The sequence below is a fragment of the Streptomyces sp. F63 genome (genome assembly GCF_018070345.1).
GTDB lineage: Bacteria > Actinomycetota > Actinomycetes > Streptomycetales > Streptomycetaceae > Streptomyces.
Genome location: NZ_JAGPXX010000001.1, coordinates 1 through 20,069 on the forward strand (window position 1 = coordinate 1; position 20,069 = coordinate 20,069).

The window sequence follows — 20,069 nt, forward strand, 5'->3', positions numbered from 1 at the left end:
AAGAGCGGCGCGACCGGAGGAATAATCCGGACCGCGCACAGCGTCCTCGCTGTAGTAAATGCCCCCCGCACCATCGCCGAAGCGGCCGGCGGGAGGACTTTCAAAGGAACCACATCCGGCAGCAATCGAATCGACTTGCCGCCCGGACGGGGTATCAACATATCTGGCGTTGACTTTTGGCACGCTGTTGAGTTCTCAAGGAACGGACGCTTCCTTCGGCCCCGTCTCCGGGCCCTCCGGGCGCTTCCCTTCGGTGTTTCCAACCCTACCAGACGCTTTCCGGGCCGCTTTCCCGCCCGTATTTCGATTCCAGTCCCCGTTGGAGAGGGTTTCCGCTTGCGCCTTCCGGCGCGGCCCCTACGTTAGCGGAATCCCCGGCCGACTCATAATCGAGCCTTTCGGTATCGAATTCCGGCATGCCGAAATCGACCCCGATCGGGGAGACCGTGCGGTAGTGGGTGCCGCCGGACGCGGCGCGAGTGGCTGCCGAGAGTCATGAGTCTCCGCGGCAACCCGGAGAACACTACGGATGGTGCAGGGGGGTGTCAACTCGCATCAGTCCAGGTCGCTGAGGCGCCCTTCGGCATCGGGCTGGGCGTCCTCGACCCGCCGGAGGAGACGCGTGAGCAGTTCCCCCAGGAGAGCGCGTTCCGTTGTCGTCAGATCCTGGAGCAGCCCCTCCTCGAAGACGGTCGCCAGGCGCATCACCTCAAGCCACTTCTCCCGGCCGGCCGCCGTCAGCTCCACGATCACGCGGACCCGGTTGCTCTCGTCGCGTTCCCGGGTGACGAGGCCCTCGCCGACCATGCGGTCGATGCGGTGGGTCATCGCGGCCGGTGTCAGGCCGAGCCGCTTGGCCAGGTCGCCGGGGCCGAGCCGGTAGGGCGCACCGGAGAGGACCAGGGCCTGAAGGACCTCCCATTCGGCGTTGCTCATGCCGAGGGTGGCGGTCTGCCGGCCATAGGCGACGTTCATCCTGCGGTTCAGCCGCTGCAACGAGGAGACGACCTGTTCGACCTGGGGGTCGAGGTCGCGGAACTCGCGCTGGTAGGCGGCGATCTGCTCCTCGATGCTCGGCTCGTCCTCGGTGGCGTTGTCAGACATGGCGGGCAGTATGACACGCATCTCTTTGGCGCCGAAGACTTTCAAGGTGTACTCTTCATAGTCGAAGTTTAGGTTCGAAATCTTTGGAGTGCGGTCGTGGCGACCGTGGCCTCGCCCTGCTGCTCCCCTCGTCGGACCTCCGTGACCTCTTCCCTCCACGACCTGGGCAGGTGAGTGTGACCACCGCGATGAGCGGCGCGCTGCGCCGGATTCAGCTGGGCAACGCGCTGAGCGCGTTCGGCAACGGCTTCACCGTTCCGTATCTGTTTCTGTATGTGGCACGGGTGCGGGAGCTCGGAGCGGGGACGGCCGGCGTCGTGCTGGCGGTGTTCGCGCTGGCCGCTCTGGTGGTGCTGCCGTTCACCGGCCGGATCATCGACCGCCGGGGGCCGCTTCCGGTGGTGCTCGTGGGCTCGGTCGCCGCAGCCGCGGGGTCCGCCGGTATGGGGGTGGCGTCCACCGAGGTGCTGGTCATCGCGGCGGCCGCGCTGCTGGGCACGGGGATATCGGTGATCCAGCCCGCTCTGGCGACGCTGATCGTCTGGTGCTCGGCACCGGCCGGCCGCTCGCGGGCGTTCGCCACCCAGTTCTTCCTGGCCAACCTCGGCCTGGGCATCGGCGGTCTGCTCGGCGGGCTGATCGTGGATGTCTCCCGTGCCGCGAGTTTCATGGTCCTGTTCGGGATCGAAGCGGTCATGTTCCTGGTGCTCGGCGCCGCGGTGGCTTCCGTGCGGCCGGCCAGGGCAGCGGGTGCCGGCCCCCGCCCCGGGGAGACGGTCCCGGTCGGCGACAGGGACGGGAACGGCTGGCGGGTCCTCCTCCGGGACCGGTCCATGGTGGGCCTGTGCGCGCTGGGATTCGTGATGTTCTTCGCCTGCTACGGCCAGTTCGAGTCGGGGCTCTCCGCCTTCGCCGTCGATGTCGCGCGCATAGCCCCCGCCACCCTCGGGGTGGCTCTGGCCGCGAACACAGCGGTCATCGTGCTGGCGCAGTTCGTCGTCCTGCGGCTGGTGGAGCGACGGCGGCGGAGCCGTGTCATCGCCCTGGTGGGTCTCATATGGACCCTGGCCTGGGTGGCAGCCGGTGCGTCAGGACTGCCGCACGGCAGTCACGGCTTGGCGGTGGCAGCCATTGTCTCGACCTACGCACTGTTCGGCCTGGGGGAGGCGATGCTGTCGCCGACCCTGGCCCCGCTCGTGGCGGACCTGGCTCCGCGAGAGCTGATCGGCCGGTACAACTCCGCTTTCGCTCTGGTGAAGCAGCTCGCGCTGGCAGTGGGGCCCGCGGCGGGCGGACTCCTGGCCGGCGCCGGGGCATACACCGCGTATATCGCGATGCTGATCGCCTGCTCACTGGGGATCTCGGTCCTGGCCCTGCGCCTGGGGAGGCGGCTCACGCCGGACCAGGACGCCCCTCTGCGGACAGCGGCACAGCCGGTTCCCGCGGCGGCCGGCGCCGAGGCACGGACTCCGGCGCCGGTGGTGGCGGGCGTCTGACGGCTCGCCGGTGCGCCGTGCCCAGCCGCCGGCCGGCGGTTCCGGGGACGGGGGCGGGGCGCCGAGGCTGCGGCTGTGGTGTCCTGCGGCGGGGGGGCGGGCGTCAGGGGTGTGGAGTGCGGCAGCTCTCGGGAAGGGCGAATTCGCACCACACGGCCTTGCCGCCGCCCGGGGTGCGCCGGGAGCCCCAGGAGGAGGCGATGGTCGCGATGATCGAGATGCCGCGGCCGGACTCATCCGCCGGCTCGGCGCGGCGGCGTCGCGGGAGGTGGTCGTCCCCGTCCGTCACCTCGACGATCAGCCGGCGATCGGTGCGGCGCAGCCGGAGCCGCATGGGCGGGGTGCCGTGCTGGAGAGAGTTGGCGACCAGTTCACTCGCGGCCAGGACGCCCAGGTCGTGCAGTTCGGTGGGAAAACGCCAGCTGGTGAGGACGCCCGAGGCGAACGCGCGGGCGCGGGGCGCCGCTTCGACACCTCCGAGGAGATCGAGGGCGGCGTTGTGGAACAGCTCCGCGTCGTGTCCGGTACGGGCGGGGTGCTGGAGGACGAGGACGGCGACGTCGTCGTCATGGTCCGCGGTGACTCCCAGGGCGCGGATCAGCCGGTCGCAGACGGCCTCCGGAGTGCCGTCGGCGCCCGCGAGGGCTTGTTCGAGCGCGGAGAGGCCGTCGTCGATGTCGGCGTCGCGGCGCTCGACGAGGCCGTCGGTGTAGAGCACGGCGGTGGCGCCGGGCTCCAGCGGTACGGAGCCGGAGGCGTGCACCCAGCCTCCGGTGCCGAGCGGGGGGCCGGTGGGTTCGGCGGCTCGGTGCACCGAGCCGTCGGCGTTGCGGACGACGATCGGCAGGTGACCGGCGGAGGCGTGGACGAGGCGGTTCTCGTTGGGGTCGTGAACGGCATAGAGGCAGGTGGCGATCTGGTGGGGGTCGATCTCTGCGGCGAGGCCGTCCAGGAGCTGGAGCACCTCGTGCGGTGGCAGGTCGAGCCGTGCGTAGGCCCGTACTGCTGTGCGGAGTTGGCCCATCACCGCCGCGGCGCGGACACCTCGGCCCATGACGTCACCGATGACCAGGGCCGTGCGGCCGGCGCCGAGCGTGATGACGTCGTACCAGTCGCCGCCCACGGCTTCGTCGGTGCCGCCCGGCTGGTAGGTGGCGGCGACGCGCAGATCGTCGGGCTGTTCGAGTTTCTGCGGGAGCAGGCTGCGCTGGAGGGTGACGGCGGTCTCACGCTGGCGGCGCTCGCTCGTGCGCAGCCGCTCGGCGGCCTCGACCTGGTCGGTGACGTCCGTGGCGAAGACCATGACGCCCTTGCGGGGAGCGCCCGGCCGGGGCGGGTGGCGGTCCACGGCCGCCGCCGCGCGCAGGACGGCCCGTGCGGCCGAGCGGTCGCGGGCGCCGTCGTGGCCGTCGTGGCCGTCGTGGCCGTCGTGGCCGTCGTGGCCGTCGTGGCCGTCGTGGCCGTCGGCGGCCGCCGTGCCACCGGGGGCGGCGGGAACCGCGCTCCCCGAGGAGGAGCCGTGCGCCGGTGCCACCTCCGGAGCGGCGCCGGCGGGGGATTCACCGTCCGGGGAAGGGCCCGTGGCGGTGCCGGAACCGGCGGGGGCGGCGGCTCCGCCGGCGTACGGTTTGCCGTCCGGCGCATCGGCGGGGGCGAGTTCGACGGGGGTGCAGGTGAAGGTGTAGTGCCGCGAGCGGGACAGCCCCCGGGCCCGGCGCGCCTTGAGGGTGCGGGGCCTTCCGCTGCGCAGGACCTGGTCCATGAGCGGCAGCAGGCCGAGCTCCGTGAGCTCCGGCAACAGGTCCCGGGCGGGGCCGCCGAGCGAGCGGTCGCCGAAGACGGTGGTGTAGGCGTCGTTGACGTACGCAATGCGGTGCTCGGGGCCGTGGACGACCGCGACCAGGCCGGGTACCTGGTCGAGGACGTCACGCGCCAGCAGTTCCCGCGCGGCCGGGTGTCCGCCCGCCACGCTCTCGGACCCGGCCGGTGGTGGCGTCTCCAACGGCTCCGGCCGCTCCTCCCGGGCACTGGGCACGGCGCTGCCCGGCGCGGACGGGGCCTGGGGATCGCCGCCGCGGCCGGATCGCACCGCGGCGCGTCGCTGTGTACCGGGGAGCCGGGAGCTCCAGCGCGTGAAGTTCACTGAGATTTGCCTCGTGATGTCGCTTCGGATCAGCGGACGGCCGGGGTATACCGCTGGTTTGCAGGTTCGGAAAGGGGAGCGGGGCCCGGCGGTGCCGGTCACCGCCGTCCCGGAACCGGGAGGCAGCGGCTCTTCTGACGGGTGGAAGCCCGCCCCTGATGGTCACATGCCCAGTGTGGCGGACTGGGCTGACATCCGTCAGACGAGGCCGCGGATCGCCGAGTTCCGGCTTACCGCCTCTTCGGATCATCTGCCGTCGGACGGGTGATCCGTCCCGGCCGCGAGTTCGAATTCGGCGCGGGGGTGTTCCAGGGAGCCAAGAGAGACGATCTCGCGTTTGAAGAGTCCGGCGAGGGACCATTCGGCGATCACCCGGGCCTTGCGGTTGAAGGTCGGTACTCGGCCGAGGTGGTAGACGCGGTGCATCAGCCAGGCCGGATAGCCCTTGATCTTTCTGCCGTACACATGGGCGACGCCTTTGTGGAGTCCGAGGGAGGCGACCGATCCGGCGTGGGCGTGCTGGTAGTTCCTGGTCCTGCCGCCGCGGAGCGAGGCGACGAGGTTGTCGGCGAGGGTCCGCGCCTGGCGTACGGCGTGCTGCGCGTTGGGGGCGCACAGCGCGTCGGGGGTGCCCGCGGCCAGGTCCGGCACGTCGGCTGCGTCGCCCGCGGCCCAGGCGTGCTCGGTGCCGTCGACGCGCAGGGCCGCCGTGCACCGCAGCCTGCCCCGGTCGCCCAGCGGCAGGCCGCTCGCGGCGAGCACGGGGTGCGGTTTCACGCCTGCCGTCCACACCAGGGTGCGGGTGGGGAATCGAGAGCCGTCGCTGAGCACCGCGACCCGTTTCTCACAGGAGGCGAGCCGGGTGTCCAGGCGGATGTCGATGTTGCGGCCGCGCAGTTCCCGGACGGCGTAGGTGCCCATCTCCTCGCCGACCTCGGGCAGGATGCGTCCGGTCGCCTCGACGAGGATCCACTTCATGTCCTCGGGTTCGACGTTGTGGTAGTAGCGCACGGCGTAGCGGGCCATGTCCTCCAGTTCGGCGATCGCCTCCACGCCCGCGTAGCCGCCGCCGACGAAGACGAAGGTGAGGGCGGCGTCCCGGACCGCCGGGTCACGGGTCGAGGATGCGATGTCGAGCTGCTCCAGGACGTGGTTGCGGAGCATGATGGCTTCCTCGACCGTCTTGAAGCCGATGCCGAACTCGGCGAGGCCGGGGACGGGGAGGGTGCGCGAGACCGAGCCGGGCGCGAGCACCAGCTCGTCGTAACCGATCTCGACCGGAGCGGCGCCCTCCTCCTCCGTGGCGAGGGTTCGTACGGTCGCGGTGCGCGCCGCGTGGTCGATGGCCGTGGCCTCGCCGACCACCACCTGGCACTTCCTCAGCACGCGGCGCAGCGGGACGACGACGTGGCGGGGGGAGATCGAGCCGGCCGCGGCCTCGGGCAGGAACGGCTGGTAGGTCATATAGGGGTCGGGGTCGAGCACGGTGATCAGTGCCTCACCGCGTTTGAGCCTCCGCTGGAGCCGCAGGGCGGTGTACATCCCGACACAGCCACCGCCGACCACGAGAATGCGCGCCGGTTCCGTCACAGAGGGTCTCCTCGCGATGTCGTTCCGCCGTGCCCGCTCCCTGACGGCACGGCACCCTCCCATGACGCACCGGCGACGGCCGTTTGTCCACAGGCCCCGCGAAATGTATGACCGGGAAGCCGCGGCGTACGGAACGGGTCATTCCGCCGGGGCGGTCGCAAGCTCCGCAGGTCAGCGTGGAGCCGGTCGCCGTCGTGGGCGCATCGGCCGGAGCCGGGCGCTCCTCCGCGCGGGCCCGGGGGCGGTCTGTGCGGAACTGCCCTCTTCTTTCCGGGCCTGGGCTCAACTATGTTCGTATCCCGTCGGGGGAGCCAGACCGTCTCCCGGCAGTCACGGCGGGGAGTCTCCGGGGGGAGACGTCATGTACCGGGGGAAAACACATGCATACGCAGAGTTCTCATTGGCCGGCCGCTCTCGCGTCCGCACCGGACGGCAGCGCACGGACGGCCGCGAGCAGTTCCGAGGTCATCGGCGCCACGCGTTCGGCGCCGTTGCGGGTGGACGCACAGCGCAATCTGGAGCATGTCCTGCGCGCGGCGCGCGAAGTCTTCGGTGAACTGGGCTACGGGGCGCCGATGGAGGATGTCGCACGGCGGGCGCGGGTCGGTGTGGGCACCGTCTACCGGCGCTTTCCCAGCAAGGACGTGCTCGTCCGGCGGATAGCCGAGGAGGAGACCGCGCGGCTCACCGAGCAGGCGCGGGCCGCCCTGGGCCAGGAGGAGGAGCCGTGGTCGGCGCTCTCCCGCTTCCTGCGCACCTCCGTCGCCTCCGGGGCCGGTCGCCTGCTGCCGCCGCAGGTCCTGCGGGTCGGCGTCGGCCCGGACGCCGAAGGGGCGGACGCCACCACGGCACGGGTGCCGCAGCAGCGGCAGCCGGCCGCCCTACCGGGGCAGGGCCAGCCGGATCTGCGGCTCGTCGAGCGGGCTCCCGAGCCGGGCGAGCACGATGCGGGGGCCGCGGTCCTGCTGGACGTCGTCGGGCAGTTGGTCGACCGGGCCCGGGCGGCCGGCGAGCTGCGCGGTGATGTGACCGTCGCCGACGTACTGCTCGTGATAGCCACCGCCGCTCCGGCACTGCCCGACGCGGCACAGCAGCAAGCGGCGTCGGCGCGGCTTCTGGAGATCCTTCTGGAAGGGCTGCGTCCGCGCACGCTCTGAGGGCGGGGCTTCCGCCGTCCTCCGGGGACCGTCGGGCCGGGTCCGCGTGCCCGTCCGGCCGGACGTTCCCCGTCCCTCCGGGCAGGGTGGCCTCGCGCGCGTTGTCCGTGAAGCTGTCCTGTCCGGTGGGTGGTTCCGGTTCCCTGTCCGGGTCCGGGGCCGCGAGGTGTGGCAGTCTTTCCCGGGGACCGGGGTGCGTCGTCGGGTACGGGGGCTTCTGCCATGGGATCTGAGCAGCCGACGTCCGGTCCGGGCAGAGGGCCGGGGCCGGGGCCGGCCGACGCGGATCTGCTCCGGCGTACCGCGGACGGGCACGACACGGCCTTCGAGGAGTTCTTCCGGCGCCATGCCGTCGCCGTCCGGCGTCACGCCCGCGCCTGGTGCCACGACACGGACCGCGCCGACGACCTGACGACCGAAGCCTTCGCCCGTACGCTCCGGGAGATCCGTGGTGGCGACCGCCCGGAGGCTCCCGAGCGGATGCATCTGCTGGTGACGGTCCGCAGGGTGGCCGCGGAGTGGGCTCGGACGGGGAGGCACAGCCGGCTCCGTCCCGGGTTCGCCGACTTCGCCGCCCTCGCGGAGGCCACCGGTCCCGCCCGTGCCGTCCACGGCACCCGGCCCCCCGGTGGCACGGGGGCGGCGGGCGCACCCGCAGGGGATGTGGACAGCGCGGCAGCGCGGCAGTCCGCCGTTTCCGCGGACGGCCCGGGCCCGGCCGGGCCCGGGAGCAGCGGGACGGAGGCGGCCGTCTGGATGCGGGCGATGCGGGAGGCGGAGCGTTCGGAAGTCGTCCGGGCTTTCCACGCGCTGCCCTTGCACCGGCAGACCATGCTCTGGCACACCCTGGTCGAAGCGGAGCCGACGCAGAGCGCCGCCCGGCTGCTCGGACTGCGCCCCGAGGCTGCGGCCGCAGAGGCGGACCGGGCCCGGAGGGAGCTGGAACTGGCTTGTCTGCGGGTCCGGTTGACGGAAGCACGGGCCGCAGGCGGTGACTGTCCGGGCTCCGCTCCGCTCGTCGCCGCGTATGCCGAAGACGGCCCGCGGGCACGCACGGCGCGGCGATTGCGCCGGCACCTCGTGGCCTGCGCGCGGTGCCGGGCGGCCGTACGGGACGCGGCGGACGCCGGTGTCCGGCTGCGGATGGCGCTGCCTGTCGCCGTGCTCGGCCCGTGCACGGACGGGTACCCGCGGCCGGCGGCCGGAGCCGTCGCTCCGCGAAGGCGTCGGAGCGGTGCGGAGGTGGACCGCGGCACTGCCGAGGGTGTCGGTGTGCTGATGCGGATGGGAACGGCGGCCGGGCTGGCGGCCGCCACCGCCGTCACTCTCGTGGGGCTGGCCTGGGATGTCGGCACGCCCGACACCGGCCCCCGCGCCGGCCGCGCCCCATCCCCCGAGGCCTCCTGGGAGCCGGTGCCCAGCTCCCGCGCGAGCCGCTCTCCGGTGCGGGAGGCGCTTCCCGGGCCGGAGGCCGCGCCGACGCAGACCAGGCGGGAGGAAACCCTGTCCCGGACGCCGTCCGATCCGGGACCGGAGGCGTCGGGGAGCCCCGCAGAAAGCGTGGGACCGGTGGATCCCGGGGGCGGGTCCTCCGGCGCGTTCTCCCCGGGTCCGCCCGCCTCCGCGCCGGGCGGACCCCCGTCATCCCCCTCGGCGCCCGTTTCCGGTTCCCCGCCGCCGCCGTCCTCCGCCCCCGCCCCGGGTCCGACCGGGCCGTCCGCCGAGCCGAAACCGGCTCCGTTGGCGTACGACATCGGCGAACTGGCGTATGACACGCACGGCGACGGCACGCGGCCGGAGGTGCGCAGCGCCGGGAGTTCCTGGCTGTGGCCCCGTCAGGATCTGTCGGTTGCAGGGGAGTCGTTCCCGGCGGGGGTGACCGTGCAGGCCCGGTCGTCCGTCACGATCGATCTCAACCGTGCCTGCACGGCATACGACGCGCGGGTCGGACTGGACGATCTGCGGCCTGTGCCGGGGGCCGCCCGGTTCTCCGTCTACGGGGACGGCGCGCTGCTGTGGCGCTCGGGCGTCCTGCGCGACGGGGACGCGGCTGCGCCGGTCCAGGTGCCGCTGGCGGGTGTCCGGACCATCCGGCTGGTCGTCGAGCCGCACCAGGAGCGCCACGCGCAGGCGCTGGCGGACTGGGCGGGGGCGCGCATCAGTTGCCGCTGAGCGGTGACCGGGACGCGCCCGCGGCGCGGCGAACGCGGCTGCTGCCGGTCGCGCGGACGGGCGACACCCGGACACCCCTGGTTGCCCGGCCCCGGAAAGCGGTCCCGTCCGGTTCCGCCGTTCCGAGCCGCCGTTCCGAGCCGCCGTTCCCGGCCTGTGGGGAACGGGTACCGCTCGTCCGGTTCGGAACGGCGGGCTTCCGGGGCTTCCGGCGCGGAGCGCCTCAGAGCCTCCGGCGGGCTTCCCCTCAGGTCTTGCGGCCCGTCACGGCGGCGGCTTCTCCGGCGCGTCGGCGTCCGGCCGCCGCCGGTCCGCGGTCCGTCAGACGATTCCGCCGGGCCACGACTCCGCCGGGCCACGGGACCGCCCGCCCGGGATCACCGTCCACCGCCGCGTGACGGCTCAGCGGCTCACAGAGCCGGGCGCGAGGTACCCGGCACCCCTCCGGACACCGCACGCTGCCTCGGCGCATCCGAGCCCGTCCAGCAGCTTCCCCGGCGTGCGACCAGCCGGCGCAGCCAGAGCTCGGTGGAGACCAGTTCGGCCAGGCCGTCCAGCGGGACCGGTTCTCCCCGGGCCGCCGCGCGCAGCGCCTTGCGCACCACCCGGGCCTCCACCAGCCCCGCATCCGCCAGCAGCGGCGCGTCGAAGAGGGCCACGAGCCCGTCGACCGAGGCCCGCAGCCCGGCCCGGACGGAGGCCGCCTGCGAGGCCTGGGACGGAGCACCCCAGCCGGGGGGCAGGTCGTGGATGCCCGCGCCCGCCAGCACGGTGCGCAACACCGAGGCACGCGCCCCCGGCTGGACACGGAGCGCCTCGGGCAGCGCGCGGCAGGCCCGGACGACCTGGTTGTCGAGGAAGGGTGCGTGCAGCCGCTGGTTTCTGATCTCGGCGGCCTGTTCGAAGACCCGGTGGTCGGCCGCGTGGCGGACGAGCGCGGCGTTGGCGCGCCGTTCGCCCGGGCGCTCCACGGTGCCGGGACGGGATGCCGCGTCGTGGAGGCGCACCGACACCTCGGCGAGCGCCTCGCCCGTCAGCCAGCGTGCCGCGGGGCCGGGGCGGCACCAGGCGAGCGCGGCGAGGGAGGCGTCCACGGCGCCGGCGTCCGCGGCCGCCAACGGAAGGCCGCGGACCTGGCCGCCCTGGCCGTTCGCGTCGGTGAAGCGGCGCTCCAGCAGCATCCCGGCCACGTCCCGCACGCCCTCGCGGTACGGCGTGCGGGCGAGGCGGCGCGCCGCGCGGTAGACGGTGAACGGGACGAAGAGCGACTGGGCGCCGGGGCCGTCGGCGCGGACAAGGGCCGCCATCGGCCGCAGCAGCCGCCGCCGCTGGCGGTCGAGGAGCAGGTCGGCGAGGCGGGCGGGGTGGGCGTCCAGCACTTGGCGCGCGCCGTGGCCGACGATGTGGTCGGCGCTGCCCGCGGCGAGCCGGTAGCGGTGGCGGGCGGCGGTGACGAGGGACGGGCCGGGCTCGTCGGTGAGGAAGACGGTGTCGAGGCCGGCGTACGGCAGGGCTTCCTCGCCCCCGGGGACGACGACGTGGTGCAGGCGGGGATTGGCGGCGAGGCCGCGGGCCCGCTCGAGCTCGGCCTCGCGCTCCCGGCCGCCGCCCGCGGCGAGGTCGTTGAAGGTGACGGCCAGCAGTCGCTCGCCGGCGCCGTGGTGGCCCAGGAGCGTACCGGGGTTGCCCGGGAGACCGGCCGCGAGCAGGGCGAGGGTGGAGGAGGCGCTGCCGCCCGAGAGGTCGGCGCCTATGCCGGGGACGGGGGCCCCGCGCGCCGCGCGGCGTTCCGCGGGCCCCATGCCGGGCACGGGTCCGGGGTCGGCCGGCTCGGCTTCCGGAGCGTGCCGGGGGGCGGCGAGGCGGGCGCGTACGGCTTCGACGAGGGCGTCGCGCACGCCCTCGACGGCTTGGCCGGGGTCGAGTTGGGGCGCCGCGACGGCGAGCGAGGCGGTCGGTTCGTATCCGGTGATCTCCCGGGCCCCGTCGCGCAGGATGAGGGCGTGGCCGGGCGGCACGCGCTGGACGCCGAGATACGGGGTTCCGTCGCGCAGGGCCTCCGGGGAGTCGGGGCAGGCGAGCAGCGCGGCGAGGTGGCCGATGTCGAGCTGGGCCTCGACGAGGTCGGCGAGCGGCAGGGCCGCGGTGGCGTACGCGGTGCCGCCGCGCCAGGGGGTGTGGAAGACGGGGCGGGCTCCGGCCAGATCGCCGGTGACGGTGATGCGGCGGCCGACCTGGAGCACGGCGGTATAGGCGCCCGGCCAGGCGGTGAGGTGCCGCAGGGCGCCGCCACGGGCGGCGAACAGGGCGACGCGCAACTCCTCGTCGGTGGCGCCGCAGCAGCCGAGCACGGCGATCCGCGTGAACGGGTCGGCCTGGACGACGCGGATCTCGTCGGGCCGCCAGTCGCCGACGGCCCAGAGCGGATCGGGTCCGGTCCAGAGCGGCTGGGATCCGACGGGATGGACGGGGTCGTCACCGCCGTCGGCGGTCGTGCTCCACGCCGTGCGGGAAGCGCCTGCGGCGGCACTGCTCCACCCCACCAACCACCGCATCGCCGCCTCCACAGCCCGTGGGCAACTCTGTACCCGCCGCACGCAGTCATCGTGCACAGTAGTCCGACAGGTCCGGCATCGGCCCGGCGACGCTCCGGGAGCGGCATGCCCGCCAACTGGCCGCGGTCCGGGGCAATGTGGGTCCCGTCAGCACCATGCTGCCATGGGGACGGCGCACAGGGGGCGGTCGGCGGAGCACGCACTCCCATGCCGTGCGCCCCGTTGAGAAGGGCGAAAACAAGCCAAACTTCAGGCGCCGTCAGGAGCGGACGCGGGCCACGGGAACGGCGCGGCCCGGGAGACGGCCGCCGCCTCCCGGACCGTCCCGCCGCCCGCGGGGAACGAGGCGGCGGGGCCCCGGCCCACTGGATCCGGTGCAGCGGGCCGGCCCACGCGCTCCCCATGGAAGCGCTCTCGCGGCGGCCGGGACAGCGCGCATGTCCGGGCGCAGGGCCGCGTGTCCCCGGGGCACGGGCCCGGGCGCGCTCCCCGCCACGGCCACATTCTCGCCAACCGGTACTTCGCCCCTTAACGGTCGGGATGTGGGCAACTACGCTGGGCTTACGAATGCCCCGTGCCTATGCCGGGGCGGCCGTCGGTGTGTCGAGGGGTGGCTCATGTCCAGGGAGCAACGCGGGCCGAACGAGAAGCTCGGCACCGTTCTCGCCCTCGCGGGCATCAGCAACGCCGGCCTGGCGCGCCGGGTCAACGACCTCGGGGCGCAGCGCGGTCTGACGCTCCGCTACGACAAGACCTCGGTGGCCAGATGGGTCTCCAAAGGCATGGTCCCGCAGGGCGCCGCGCCCCACCTGATCGCCGCCGCGATCGGCAGCAAACTCGGCCGTCCCGTGCCTTTGCACGAGATAGGCCTGGCCGACGCCGATCCGGCGCCCGAGGTCGGTCTCGCCTTCCCGCGCGCCATCGGTGCCGCGGTCCGCTCGGCCACCGAGCTGTACCGTCTCGACCTCGCCGGGCGCAGGGCGGGAAGCGGCGGCATCTGGCAGAGCCTGGCCGGATCGTTCGCCGTGAGCGCCTACGCCACGCCCGCCTCACGCTGGCTGATCACGCCCGCCGACAGCAACGCCGCCCGCGACCCCAGGGAGGCCGAGGCGGCCGGCGCCGACGGCCCGCCGCAGCGCGTCGGGCACAGCGACGTCACCAAACTGCGCGAGGCCGCCGAGGACGCCCGCCGCTGGGACTCCAAGTACGGCGGCGGCGACTGGCGTTCGTCCATGGTGCCCGAGTGCCTGCGGGTCGACGCGGCGCCGCTGCTCCTCGGCTCGTACAGCGACGAGGTCGGGCGTGCCCTGTTCGGCGCGACGGCCGAACTCACCCGGCTCGCCGGGTGGATGGCGTTCGACACCGGCCAGCAGGAGGCGGCGCAGCGCTACTACATCCAGGCGCTGCGCCTGGCACGCGCCGCGGCCGACGTGCCGCTGGGCGGCTACGTGCTGGCCTCCATGAGCCTCCAGGCCACTTACCGCGGCTTCGCCGACGAGGGTGTTGACCTCGCCCAGGCGGCCGTGGAACGCAATCGCGGCCTGGCCACCGCCCGCACCATGAGCTTCTTCCGTCTCGTCGAGGCCCGCGCCCACGCCAAGGCCGGCGACTCGCACGCGGCGAGCGCCGCGCTGCGGTCCGCGGAGGGCTGGCTCGAACGCTCCCGCCCCGGCGACCAGGACCCCGGCTGGCTGGGGTTCTATTCCGAGGGGCGGTTCGCGGCCGACGCCGCGGAGTGCTACCGCGACCTCAAGGTGCCCCGCCAGGTGCGGCGCTTCACCGAACAGGCGCTGTCGCAGCCGACGGAGGAGTTCGTCCGCTCGCACGGGCTGCGGCTGGTCGTCGCCGCGGTGGCCGAACTGGAATCCGGGAATCTGGACGCCGCGTGCGCGCAGGGGACGCGGGCCGTGGAGGTGGCCGGCCGGATCTCCTCGGCGCGGACCACCGAGTACGTGCGGGACCTGCTGCACCGGCTGGAGCCGTACGGGGACGAGCCCCGGGTGGCGGAACTGCGGGAGCGGGCACGGCCGTTGCTGGTGGCGCCGGCGTAGACCCCACCTCTCAAGCGGAGGGTTCCGGCAGGGACGCGAACCGGGCCCCCGGAGACGGCGGTACCCCGGGCTCGGCCCGGGTTCCCCGTGGCCGGCCGGCCGGTGCCGCACGGGCGGTCCCGGTGTCCGCCACGACGGAGCGGGGCCCCCACGGCCCGCAGGCGACTGTGTGCCGTCGGGCCCTGGTGGTGGGCCGCCGGCCGGTGGCCCCCGACCGGTGGCCTCCAGCCGGCGGGCCGCCATCATGCGGCGGGGCCTGCCCGATCCGCCCCGAGCAGCGGACCGCCGGCCTTGCCGGTGGAGCTCCGTCGGCAGGTTTCGGGTGGCTGTCAGTGGGCCAGGGCATCATCGGGAGAGGCGGAGCGCGAGCGGGGAGGTGCGGGGCGGTGTCGTACGACTGCGACGTCCTGGTGATCGGGGGCGGAATCGTCGGGCTCTCGTCGGCGTACGCGATCACCCGCGCGGCGCCCGGCACCCGGGTGGTGGTGCTGGAGAAGGAGCCCGGCCCGGGGCGGCACCAGACGGGGCGCAACAGCGGCGTGATCCACAGCGGGATCTACTACCGCCCGGGCTCGTTCAAGGCGCGGTTCGCGGTGCGGGGCGCGGCGGAGATGGTGCGGTTCTGCGCCGAGGAGGGTCTGCCGTACGAGGTGACCGGCAAGCTGATCGTCGCCACCGAACGGCAGGAGTTGCCGCGGCTGCATGCCCTGGTGCAGCGCGGCCGGGAGCACGGCATACCGGTGCGCGAGCTGGGCCCGGCGCAGATCGCGGAGCACGAGCCGGCGGTGCGGGGGCTGGCCGCGATCCATGTCGGCACCACGGGGGTGTGCGACTACGGGGCGGTCGCCCGACGACTGGCCCGGCTGGCGGAGGAGGGGGGCGCGCACATCCGGTACGGCGCCGAGGTGCGGGCCATCGGCCGCCGCTCCTCGTCGGTGGCGGTGCGCACCGCCGACGGCGCGGTGCTGCGGTCGCGAGCCCTGGTGAACTGCGCCGGGCTGCACAGCGACCGGGTGGCGCGGCTGGCCGGTGACGAACCGGGGATGCGCATCATCCCGTTCCGGGGGGAGTACCACGCGCTGGCGCCCGGCCGTGCCGGGCTCGTCCGGGGCTTGGTCTACCCGGTGCCGGACCCGGCGTTCCCGTTCCTGGGCGTGCACCTCACCCGGGGCATCGACGGCCGGGTGCACATCGGGCCGAACGCCGTCCCCGCGCTGGCCCGTGAGGGCTACGACTGGCGGACCCTGCGCGCCGCCGAGCTCGCCGGGACGCTGGCCTTTCCCGGTTCCTGGCGGATAGCCCGCCGCCACTGGCGGTACGGCACCGGCGAGCTGCGCCGTTCGCTCTCCCGGAGAGCTTTCACGGAAGCGGTGCGGAGGATGCTGCCCGAGGTTCGCCCAGCGGATCTGGTACCGGCCCCGGCGGGTGTCCGCGCGCAGGCGGTGCTGCCGGACGGCACACTCGTGGACGATTTCCTGTTCGCCGAGGCCCCCCGGACCGTCCATGTGCTCAACGCCCCCTCCCCGGCCGCCACGGCCTCCCTGCCCATCGGGCGCGAGGTGGCGCGGCGGGCCCTGGCCGCCCTGGGCGCGGTGCGGGTGTAGGGCCTGCCCGTCCCCTCGCCCGGGCCCCGAGCCGTGCTTACCCGCCCCGGCCGGAACGGGTACGGGGCGCCGTAGAATCGGACGTATTGTGTCCGATTCCCGTAACCACACGTCCCCGCCGGTGCCCGAGGCGCGCGGCGCCACCCGCGCCGAGGCCACTCCGCGGGGAGTGAACCGCGCCGAGCGGAAGCTGCTGTTCCCCGAGGGCCCCGCGGCCGATCCGGCCGGGTCGCACCACGAGCGGCGGATCCGCAGCTTCCGACCGCGCCGCGGGCGGGTGACGGCCGGGCAGGGCGAGGCGCTGCGCCGGCTCTGGCCGACGTGGGGCCTGGACATCGACGGCCGGTCCACGCTCGATCTCGACGCCCTGTTCGACGGCCTGCCCGTGGTGCTGGAGATCGGCTTCGGCATGGGCGAGGCCACCGCGCGGATGGCCGCCGACGACCCGGGCACCGGGATCCTCGCCGCCGATGTGCACACCCCCGGCCAGGGCAATCTGCTGGCGCTCGCCGAACGTCAGGGGCTGACGAACATCCGGGTGGCCAACGGCGATGCGATCATCCTGCTGCGGGAGATGATCGAGCCGGGCGCCCTGGCGGGGCTGCGGGTGTTCTTCCCCGACCCCTGGCCCAAGAAGCGGCACCACAAGCGCCGGCTGATCCAGCCGGAGTTCGTGACGCCGGCAGCCGGCCGGCTGCGGCAGGGGGCGCTGTTCCACTGCGCCACCGACTGGGAGCCGTACGCCGAGCAGATGCTGGAGGTGCTGACGGCCTGCCCCGAGCTGGAGAACACCCGGCCCGACGGCGGCTACGCCCCCCGGCCCGCGTTCCGCCCGGTGACCAAGTTCGAAAGCGCCGGCCTGGACAAGGGGCACCGCGTCCACGACCTCCTGTTCCGCCGCCGCTGACCGAAGGCCGACGCACCGCGGGCGGCCTCTCGTTAGGGTCGGTGGATGCACCCGTCCCCACCCCCGCAGCGGCCCGGTCCCGCGCAGCCGCCGGTGCCGGGGTACCGGCCGCGTCCCCGGTTCGACGCCGTGCCCGATCGTGCGCAGTGGCGCTACCGGCCGCGCCGCGCGCTCTGGGAGAGCAGAGCGGTGCGCGTCGGCGCGCTGGTCATTCTGCTGGCACTGTGCGGGCTGGTGATCCTGGCGCTCGTCCGGCAGCAGACCGGCACCCGCGGCTTCGTGGTCGGTCTCGGCCTGTCCGTGCTTCCCGTTCCCCTGCTGGTGGCAGCCTTCTGCTGGCTGGACCGGGTGGAGCCGGAGCCCTGGCGGAATCTGGCATTCGCGTTCTCCTGGGGAGCGTGTGCCGCCACGCTGGTCGCCATCCTGGCCAACGGTCTCGCGGTGCGGTGGATCGTCGCGCGGGGCGGGGTCTCCTCGGCCGGTGAGGCGGACACCTGGGGAGCGGCGGTCGTCGCCCCCGTGGTGGAGGAGAGCGCCAAGGGAGCGGCGCTGCTGCTGCTGTTCGTCTTCCGGCGGCGGGACTTCAACGGCATCGTCGACGGTGTGGTGATAGCGGGGATCACGGCCACCGGCTTCGCCTTCACCGAGAACATCCTCTTCCTGGGCACCGCCTTCGGTGAGGACGAGGCGCTGGGTGCCTCGGGGATCGGGTCCGTGACCGCGCAGACCTTCGTCGTCCGCATCGTGCTGTCGCCGTTCGCGCATCCGCTGTTCACGGCGCTGACGGGGATCGGGTTCGGGCTGGCCGCCCAGGTGACGCCACGGGCACGGGCCGGCCGGGTGCTGCTGCCGCTCTGCGGGCTGGCGACGGCCATGGGACTGCACAGCGTCTGGAACGGCTCGACGTCGCTGGGCGGCCACGGCTTCATCGCGGTCTACGCCCTGTTCATGGTGCCGCTGTTCGTGGTGCTGACCACCGTGGTGATCCGGTCCCGGGCGGGTGAACTACGGGCTGTCCGGGAGCAGTTGCCGGCATACGTCGCGGCGGGCTGGCTCGCGCCCGCCGAGCCGTACGCGCTGTCGTCGATGCGTGCCCGCGCGGTCGCCCGGCGCCTCGCCCGCCGTACGCACGGCGCTCCGGCGGCCCGCGCGGTCTCCGAGTACCAGTCCTTCGCGACGGCCCTGGCTTTCCTGCGGCGGCGGGCCCACCAGGGCGGGGCGGGCGCGGACTTCGCCATCCGCGAGCAGGAGCTGCTGCACCACCTGTGGCAGCGCAAGTCCCTGGCCCGGCCCGCCCTGCTGCACGCCGCGGCGGTCACGGCACCGGTGACACCACCGCGGTGGCAGCCGTACGGGCCGGGAGCGTACGGGCCGGGTGCCGGGCCCTGGGCGCCGTACGGCCCCGGCCCGTACGGCCCCGGCCCGTACGGGCCGGGTGCCCCGCCCGGGTCCGGGGTGCCGTATCAGCCGGGACCGTGGGCGGTGCCGCAATCGGTGCCGCAATCGGCGCCGTACGCACCGCGGGGTCACGGCGCGTCCGGTCCCGGCCCCGGCCCCGGCGGCCACTGAGCCGGGGCCACCGCTCCCCGGCCCGCCGCTCCCCGGCCCGCCGCTCGCCCCACCGCCCCACCGCCCCACTGCTCCGGCGCGGGCGCGCCGGGCGTCAGCTCGCCGTGCGGGGCGACGGGCCGCCGGCGGTCCCGGCCCCCTCACCGGTCCGCTGGGAGAGCGGGGTGGCGATGTCCTCCAGCGAGCGGCGTTCGGCCGGCACGGCCAGCACGGCGGCCACCAGACCGGCCGCGGTCATGAGCGCGGCGCCGATCTGGAAGGCCAGCACGGTGTCGCCGACGACGCCCGATTCGGTGAGCTTCGCGAAGACCAGCGGGCCGCTGATGCCGCCCGCCGCGGTGCCGATCGCGTAGAAGAAGGCGATCGCCATCGCGCGGGTCTCCATCGGGAAGACCTCGCTGACCGTGAGATACGCGGAGCTCGCGCCGGCCGAGGCGAAGAAGAGCACCACGCACCAGCAGGCGGTGAGGGTCCTCGCGGTCAGATGGCCGCCGTCGAACAGCCAGGCGGTGAGGAAGAGCAGCAGGCCGGAGAGGAGGTAGGTGCCGGAGATCATGACCTTGCGGCCCACGGTGTCGAAGAGCTTGCCGAGCAGCACCGGCCCGAAGAAGTTGCCGAGTGCGATCACCGCGAAGAAGTAGCCGGTGGAGCCGGTCCCCACGTCGTAGAACGTGGTGAGGATCGCGCCGAAGCCGAAGGTGATGGCGTTGTAGAGGAACGCCTGGCCGATGAAGAGCGAGAAGCCGAGGAGGGCACGCCTGCGGTAGTGCGAGAAGACGGTGCGGGCGATCAGGCCGAAGCCGATGCTCTTGCGCTGGTGGATGGTGATCTCACCGGCCGGTTCCGGGAGTTCCTCACCCTTCTCGGCGGTGATCTGCCGTTCCGCCGCACCGACCAGGGCTTCCGCCTCGTCACCGCGGCCATGGATGAAGAGCCAGCGTGGACTCTCCGGTACGTGCCGGCGGACCAGGAGGATCACCAGCCCGAGGACGACGCCCAGCCCGAACGTCAGCCGCCAGCCGAGGTCCTTGGGGAAGATGTCGGTGTCCAGCATGACGATGGACAGCAGGGAACCGCCGACCGCGCCCAGCCAGAAGCTGCCGTTGATGACGAGGTCGACCCGGCCCCGGTAGGCGGACGGAATCAGCTCGTCGATGGCGGAGTTGATGGCCGCGTACTCGCCGCCGATACCGAAGCCGGTGAGGAAGCGGAAGGCGAAGAACCACCAGCTGGAGAAGGAGACGGCCGTCAGAGCGGTGGCCCCCAGATAGACGGCCAGCGTGATGATGAAGAGCTTCTTGCGGCCGTACCGGTCGGTGAGCCGGCCGAAGAAGAGGGCGCCCAGACAGGCGCCGGCCACGTAGAGCGCCGCGGCGACACCGGTGACCTGGCCGGAGCTGATGGGGAGACCGCTGCCCTCCTCCGAGAGCCGGCCCGCGATGTTCCCGACGACGGTGACCTCCAGTCCGTCGAGGATCCACACGGTGCCGAGGCCGATCACAATGGTCCAGTGCCAGCGCGACCAGGGCAGTCTGTCCAGCCGGGCGGGTACGGCCGTGGTGACCGTACCCGTCCCCGCCCGCGCGTCCAACGGGTAGTCCGCCGCCATCCCCCACACCTTCCGCTCGGCTCCCGCCCGGGGCGGCCCCCGGTGCTCGTGCTTGCAGGTTCCCGTCGCCGCGCGATTCACGCCGGGGACGAGCGGACGACCGCGGTGCGGG

At 74.0% G+C, this 20,069-nt stretch carries 13 protein-coding genes; 7 read left to right on the top strand and 6 right to left on the bottom strand.

The window, feature by feature from the left end:
- Together KBZ10_RS00005 and KBZ10_RS00010 are read right to left on the bottom strand one after the other, a co-directional pair.
- A partial coding sequence (locus tag KBZ10_RS00005) for a hypothetical protein (RefSeq protein WP_210985361.1) occupies positions 1-183 on the bottom strand: 183 nt, incomplete at its 3' end.
- A gap of 372 nt (positions 184-555) precedes the next feature.
- Positions 556-1,104: a MarR family winged helix-turn-helix transcriptional regulator gene (locus KBZ10_RS00010; RefSeq protein WP_210985362.1), complete on the bottom strand. Its 549-nt coding sequence runs from the start codon at positions 1,102-1,104 to the stop codon at positions 556-558.
- A gap of 176 nt (positions 1,105-1,280) precedes the next feature.
- Between KBZ10_RS00010 and KBZ10_RS00015 the strand changes: the two genes are divergently transcribed.
- On the top strand, positions 1,281-2,600 hold the full coding sequence (locus KBZ10_RS00015) for an MFS transporter (RefSeq protein ID WP_210985720.1): 1,320 nt from the start codon (positions 1,281-1,283) through the stop codon (positions 2,598-2,600).
- A 103-nt stretch (positions 2,601-2,703) separates the two neighbouring features.
- Here KBZ10_RS00015 and KBZ10_RS00020 read toward each other — a convergent pair whose 3' ends face one another.
- Positions 2,704-4,743, bottom strand: a complete 2,040-nt coding sequence (locus tag KBZ10_RS00020) for a SpoIIE family protein phosphatase (RefSeq protein ID WP_210985363.1) — start codon at positions 4,741-4,743, stop codon at positions 2,704-2,706.
- Positions 4,744-4,989: 246 nt separating this feature from the next.
- The gene (locus KBZ10_RS00025; protein WP_374223282.1) at positions 4,990-6,333 is read right to left on the bottom strand and encodes an NAD(P)/FAD-dependent oxidoreductase; all 1,344 of its coding nucleotides are present in this window, start codon (positions 6,331-6,333) and stop codon (positions 4,990-4,992) included.
- A gap of 380 nt (positions 6,334-6,713) precedes the next feature.
- Here KBZ10_RS00025 and KBZ10_RS00030 point away from each other — a divergent pair, with 380 nt between their 5' ends.
- Entirely contained in the window at positions 6,714-7,490 is a 777-nt protein-coding gene (locus KBZ10_RS00030; RefSeq protein ID WP_210985365.1) for a TetR/AcrR family transcriptional regulator, read from the top strand.
- Positions 7,491-7,712: 222 nt separating this feature from the next.
- Positions 7,713-9,662 (top strand): NPCBM/NEW2 domain-containing protein, encoded by a 1,950-nt coding sequence (locus tag KBZ10_RS00035; RefSeq protein WP_210985366.1) that lies wholly within the window; start codon positions 7,713-7,715, stop codon positions 9,660-9,662.
- A 410-nt stretch (positions 9,663-10,072) separates the two neighbouring features.
- Here KBZ10_RS00035 and KBZ10_RS00040 read toward each other — a convergent pair whose 3' ends face one another.
- A complete protein-coding gene (locus KBZ10_RS00040) occupies positions 10,073-12,217 on the bottom strand; it encodes an asparagine synthase-related protein (RefSeq protein ID WP_210985367.1) in 2,145 nt (714 codons plus the stop codon).
- A 617-nt stretch (positions 12,218-12,834) separates the two neighbouring features.
- Here KBZ10_RS00040 and KBZ10_RS00045 point away from each other — a divergent pair.
- The 4 genes from KBZ10_RS00045 to KBZ10_RS00060 all read left to right on the top strand — a co-directional run bounded on the left by KBZ10_RS00045 (position 12,835) and on the right by KBZ10_RS00060 (position 18,348).
- Complete coding sequence (locus KBZ10_RS00045; RefSeq protein ID WP_210985368.1) at positions 12,835-14,268, top strand: MFS transporter; 1,434 nt, start codon at positions 12,835-12,837, stop codon at positions 14,266-14,268.
- Positions 14,269-14,654: 386 nt separating this feature from the next.
- Positions 14,655-15,872, top strand: coding sequence for an L-2-hydroxyglutarate oxidase (gene lhgO / locus KBZ10_RS00050; protein WP_210985369.1), 1,218 nt, complete (start codon positions 14,655-14,657; stop codon positions 15,870-15,872).
- A gap of 88 nt (positions 15,873-15,960) precedes the next feature.
- Positions 15,961-16,779, top strand: a complete 819-nt coding sequence (gene trmB / locus KBZ10_RS00055) for a tRNA (guanosine(46)-N7)-methyltransferase TrmB (protein WP_374223283.1) — start codon at positions 15,961-15,963, stop codon at positions 16,777-16,779.
- A 45-nt stretch (positions 16,780-16,824) separates the two neighbouring features.
- Positions 16,825-18,348, top strand: a complete 1,524-nt coding sequence (locus KBZ10_RS00060; protein WP_210985370.1) for a PrsW family intramembrane metalloprotease — start codon at positions 16,825-16,827, stop codon at positions 18,346-18,348.
- 94 nt (positions 18,349-18,442) lie between these two features.
- Here the strand turns inward: KBZ10_RS00060 and KBZ10_RS00065 are convergent, their stop codons facing one another.
- Complete coding sequence (locus tag KBZ10_RS00065) at positions 18,443-19,957, bottom strand: MFS transporter (protein ID WP_210985371.1); 1,515 nt, start codon at positions 19,955-19,957, stop codon at positions 18,443-18,445.
- Between the last annotated feature and the right edge of the window lie 112 nt (positions 19,958-20,069).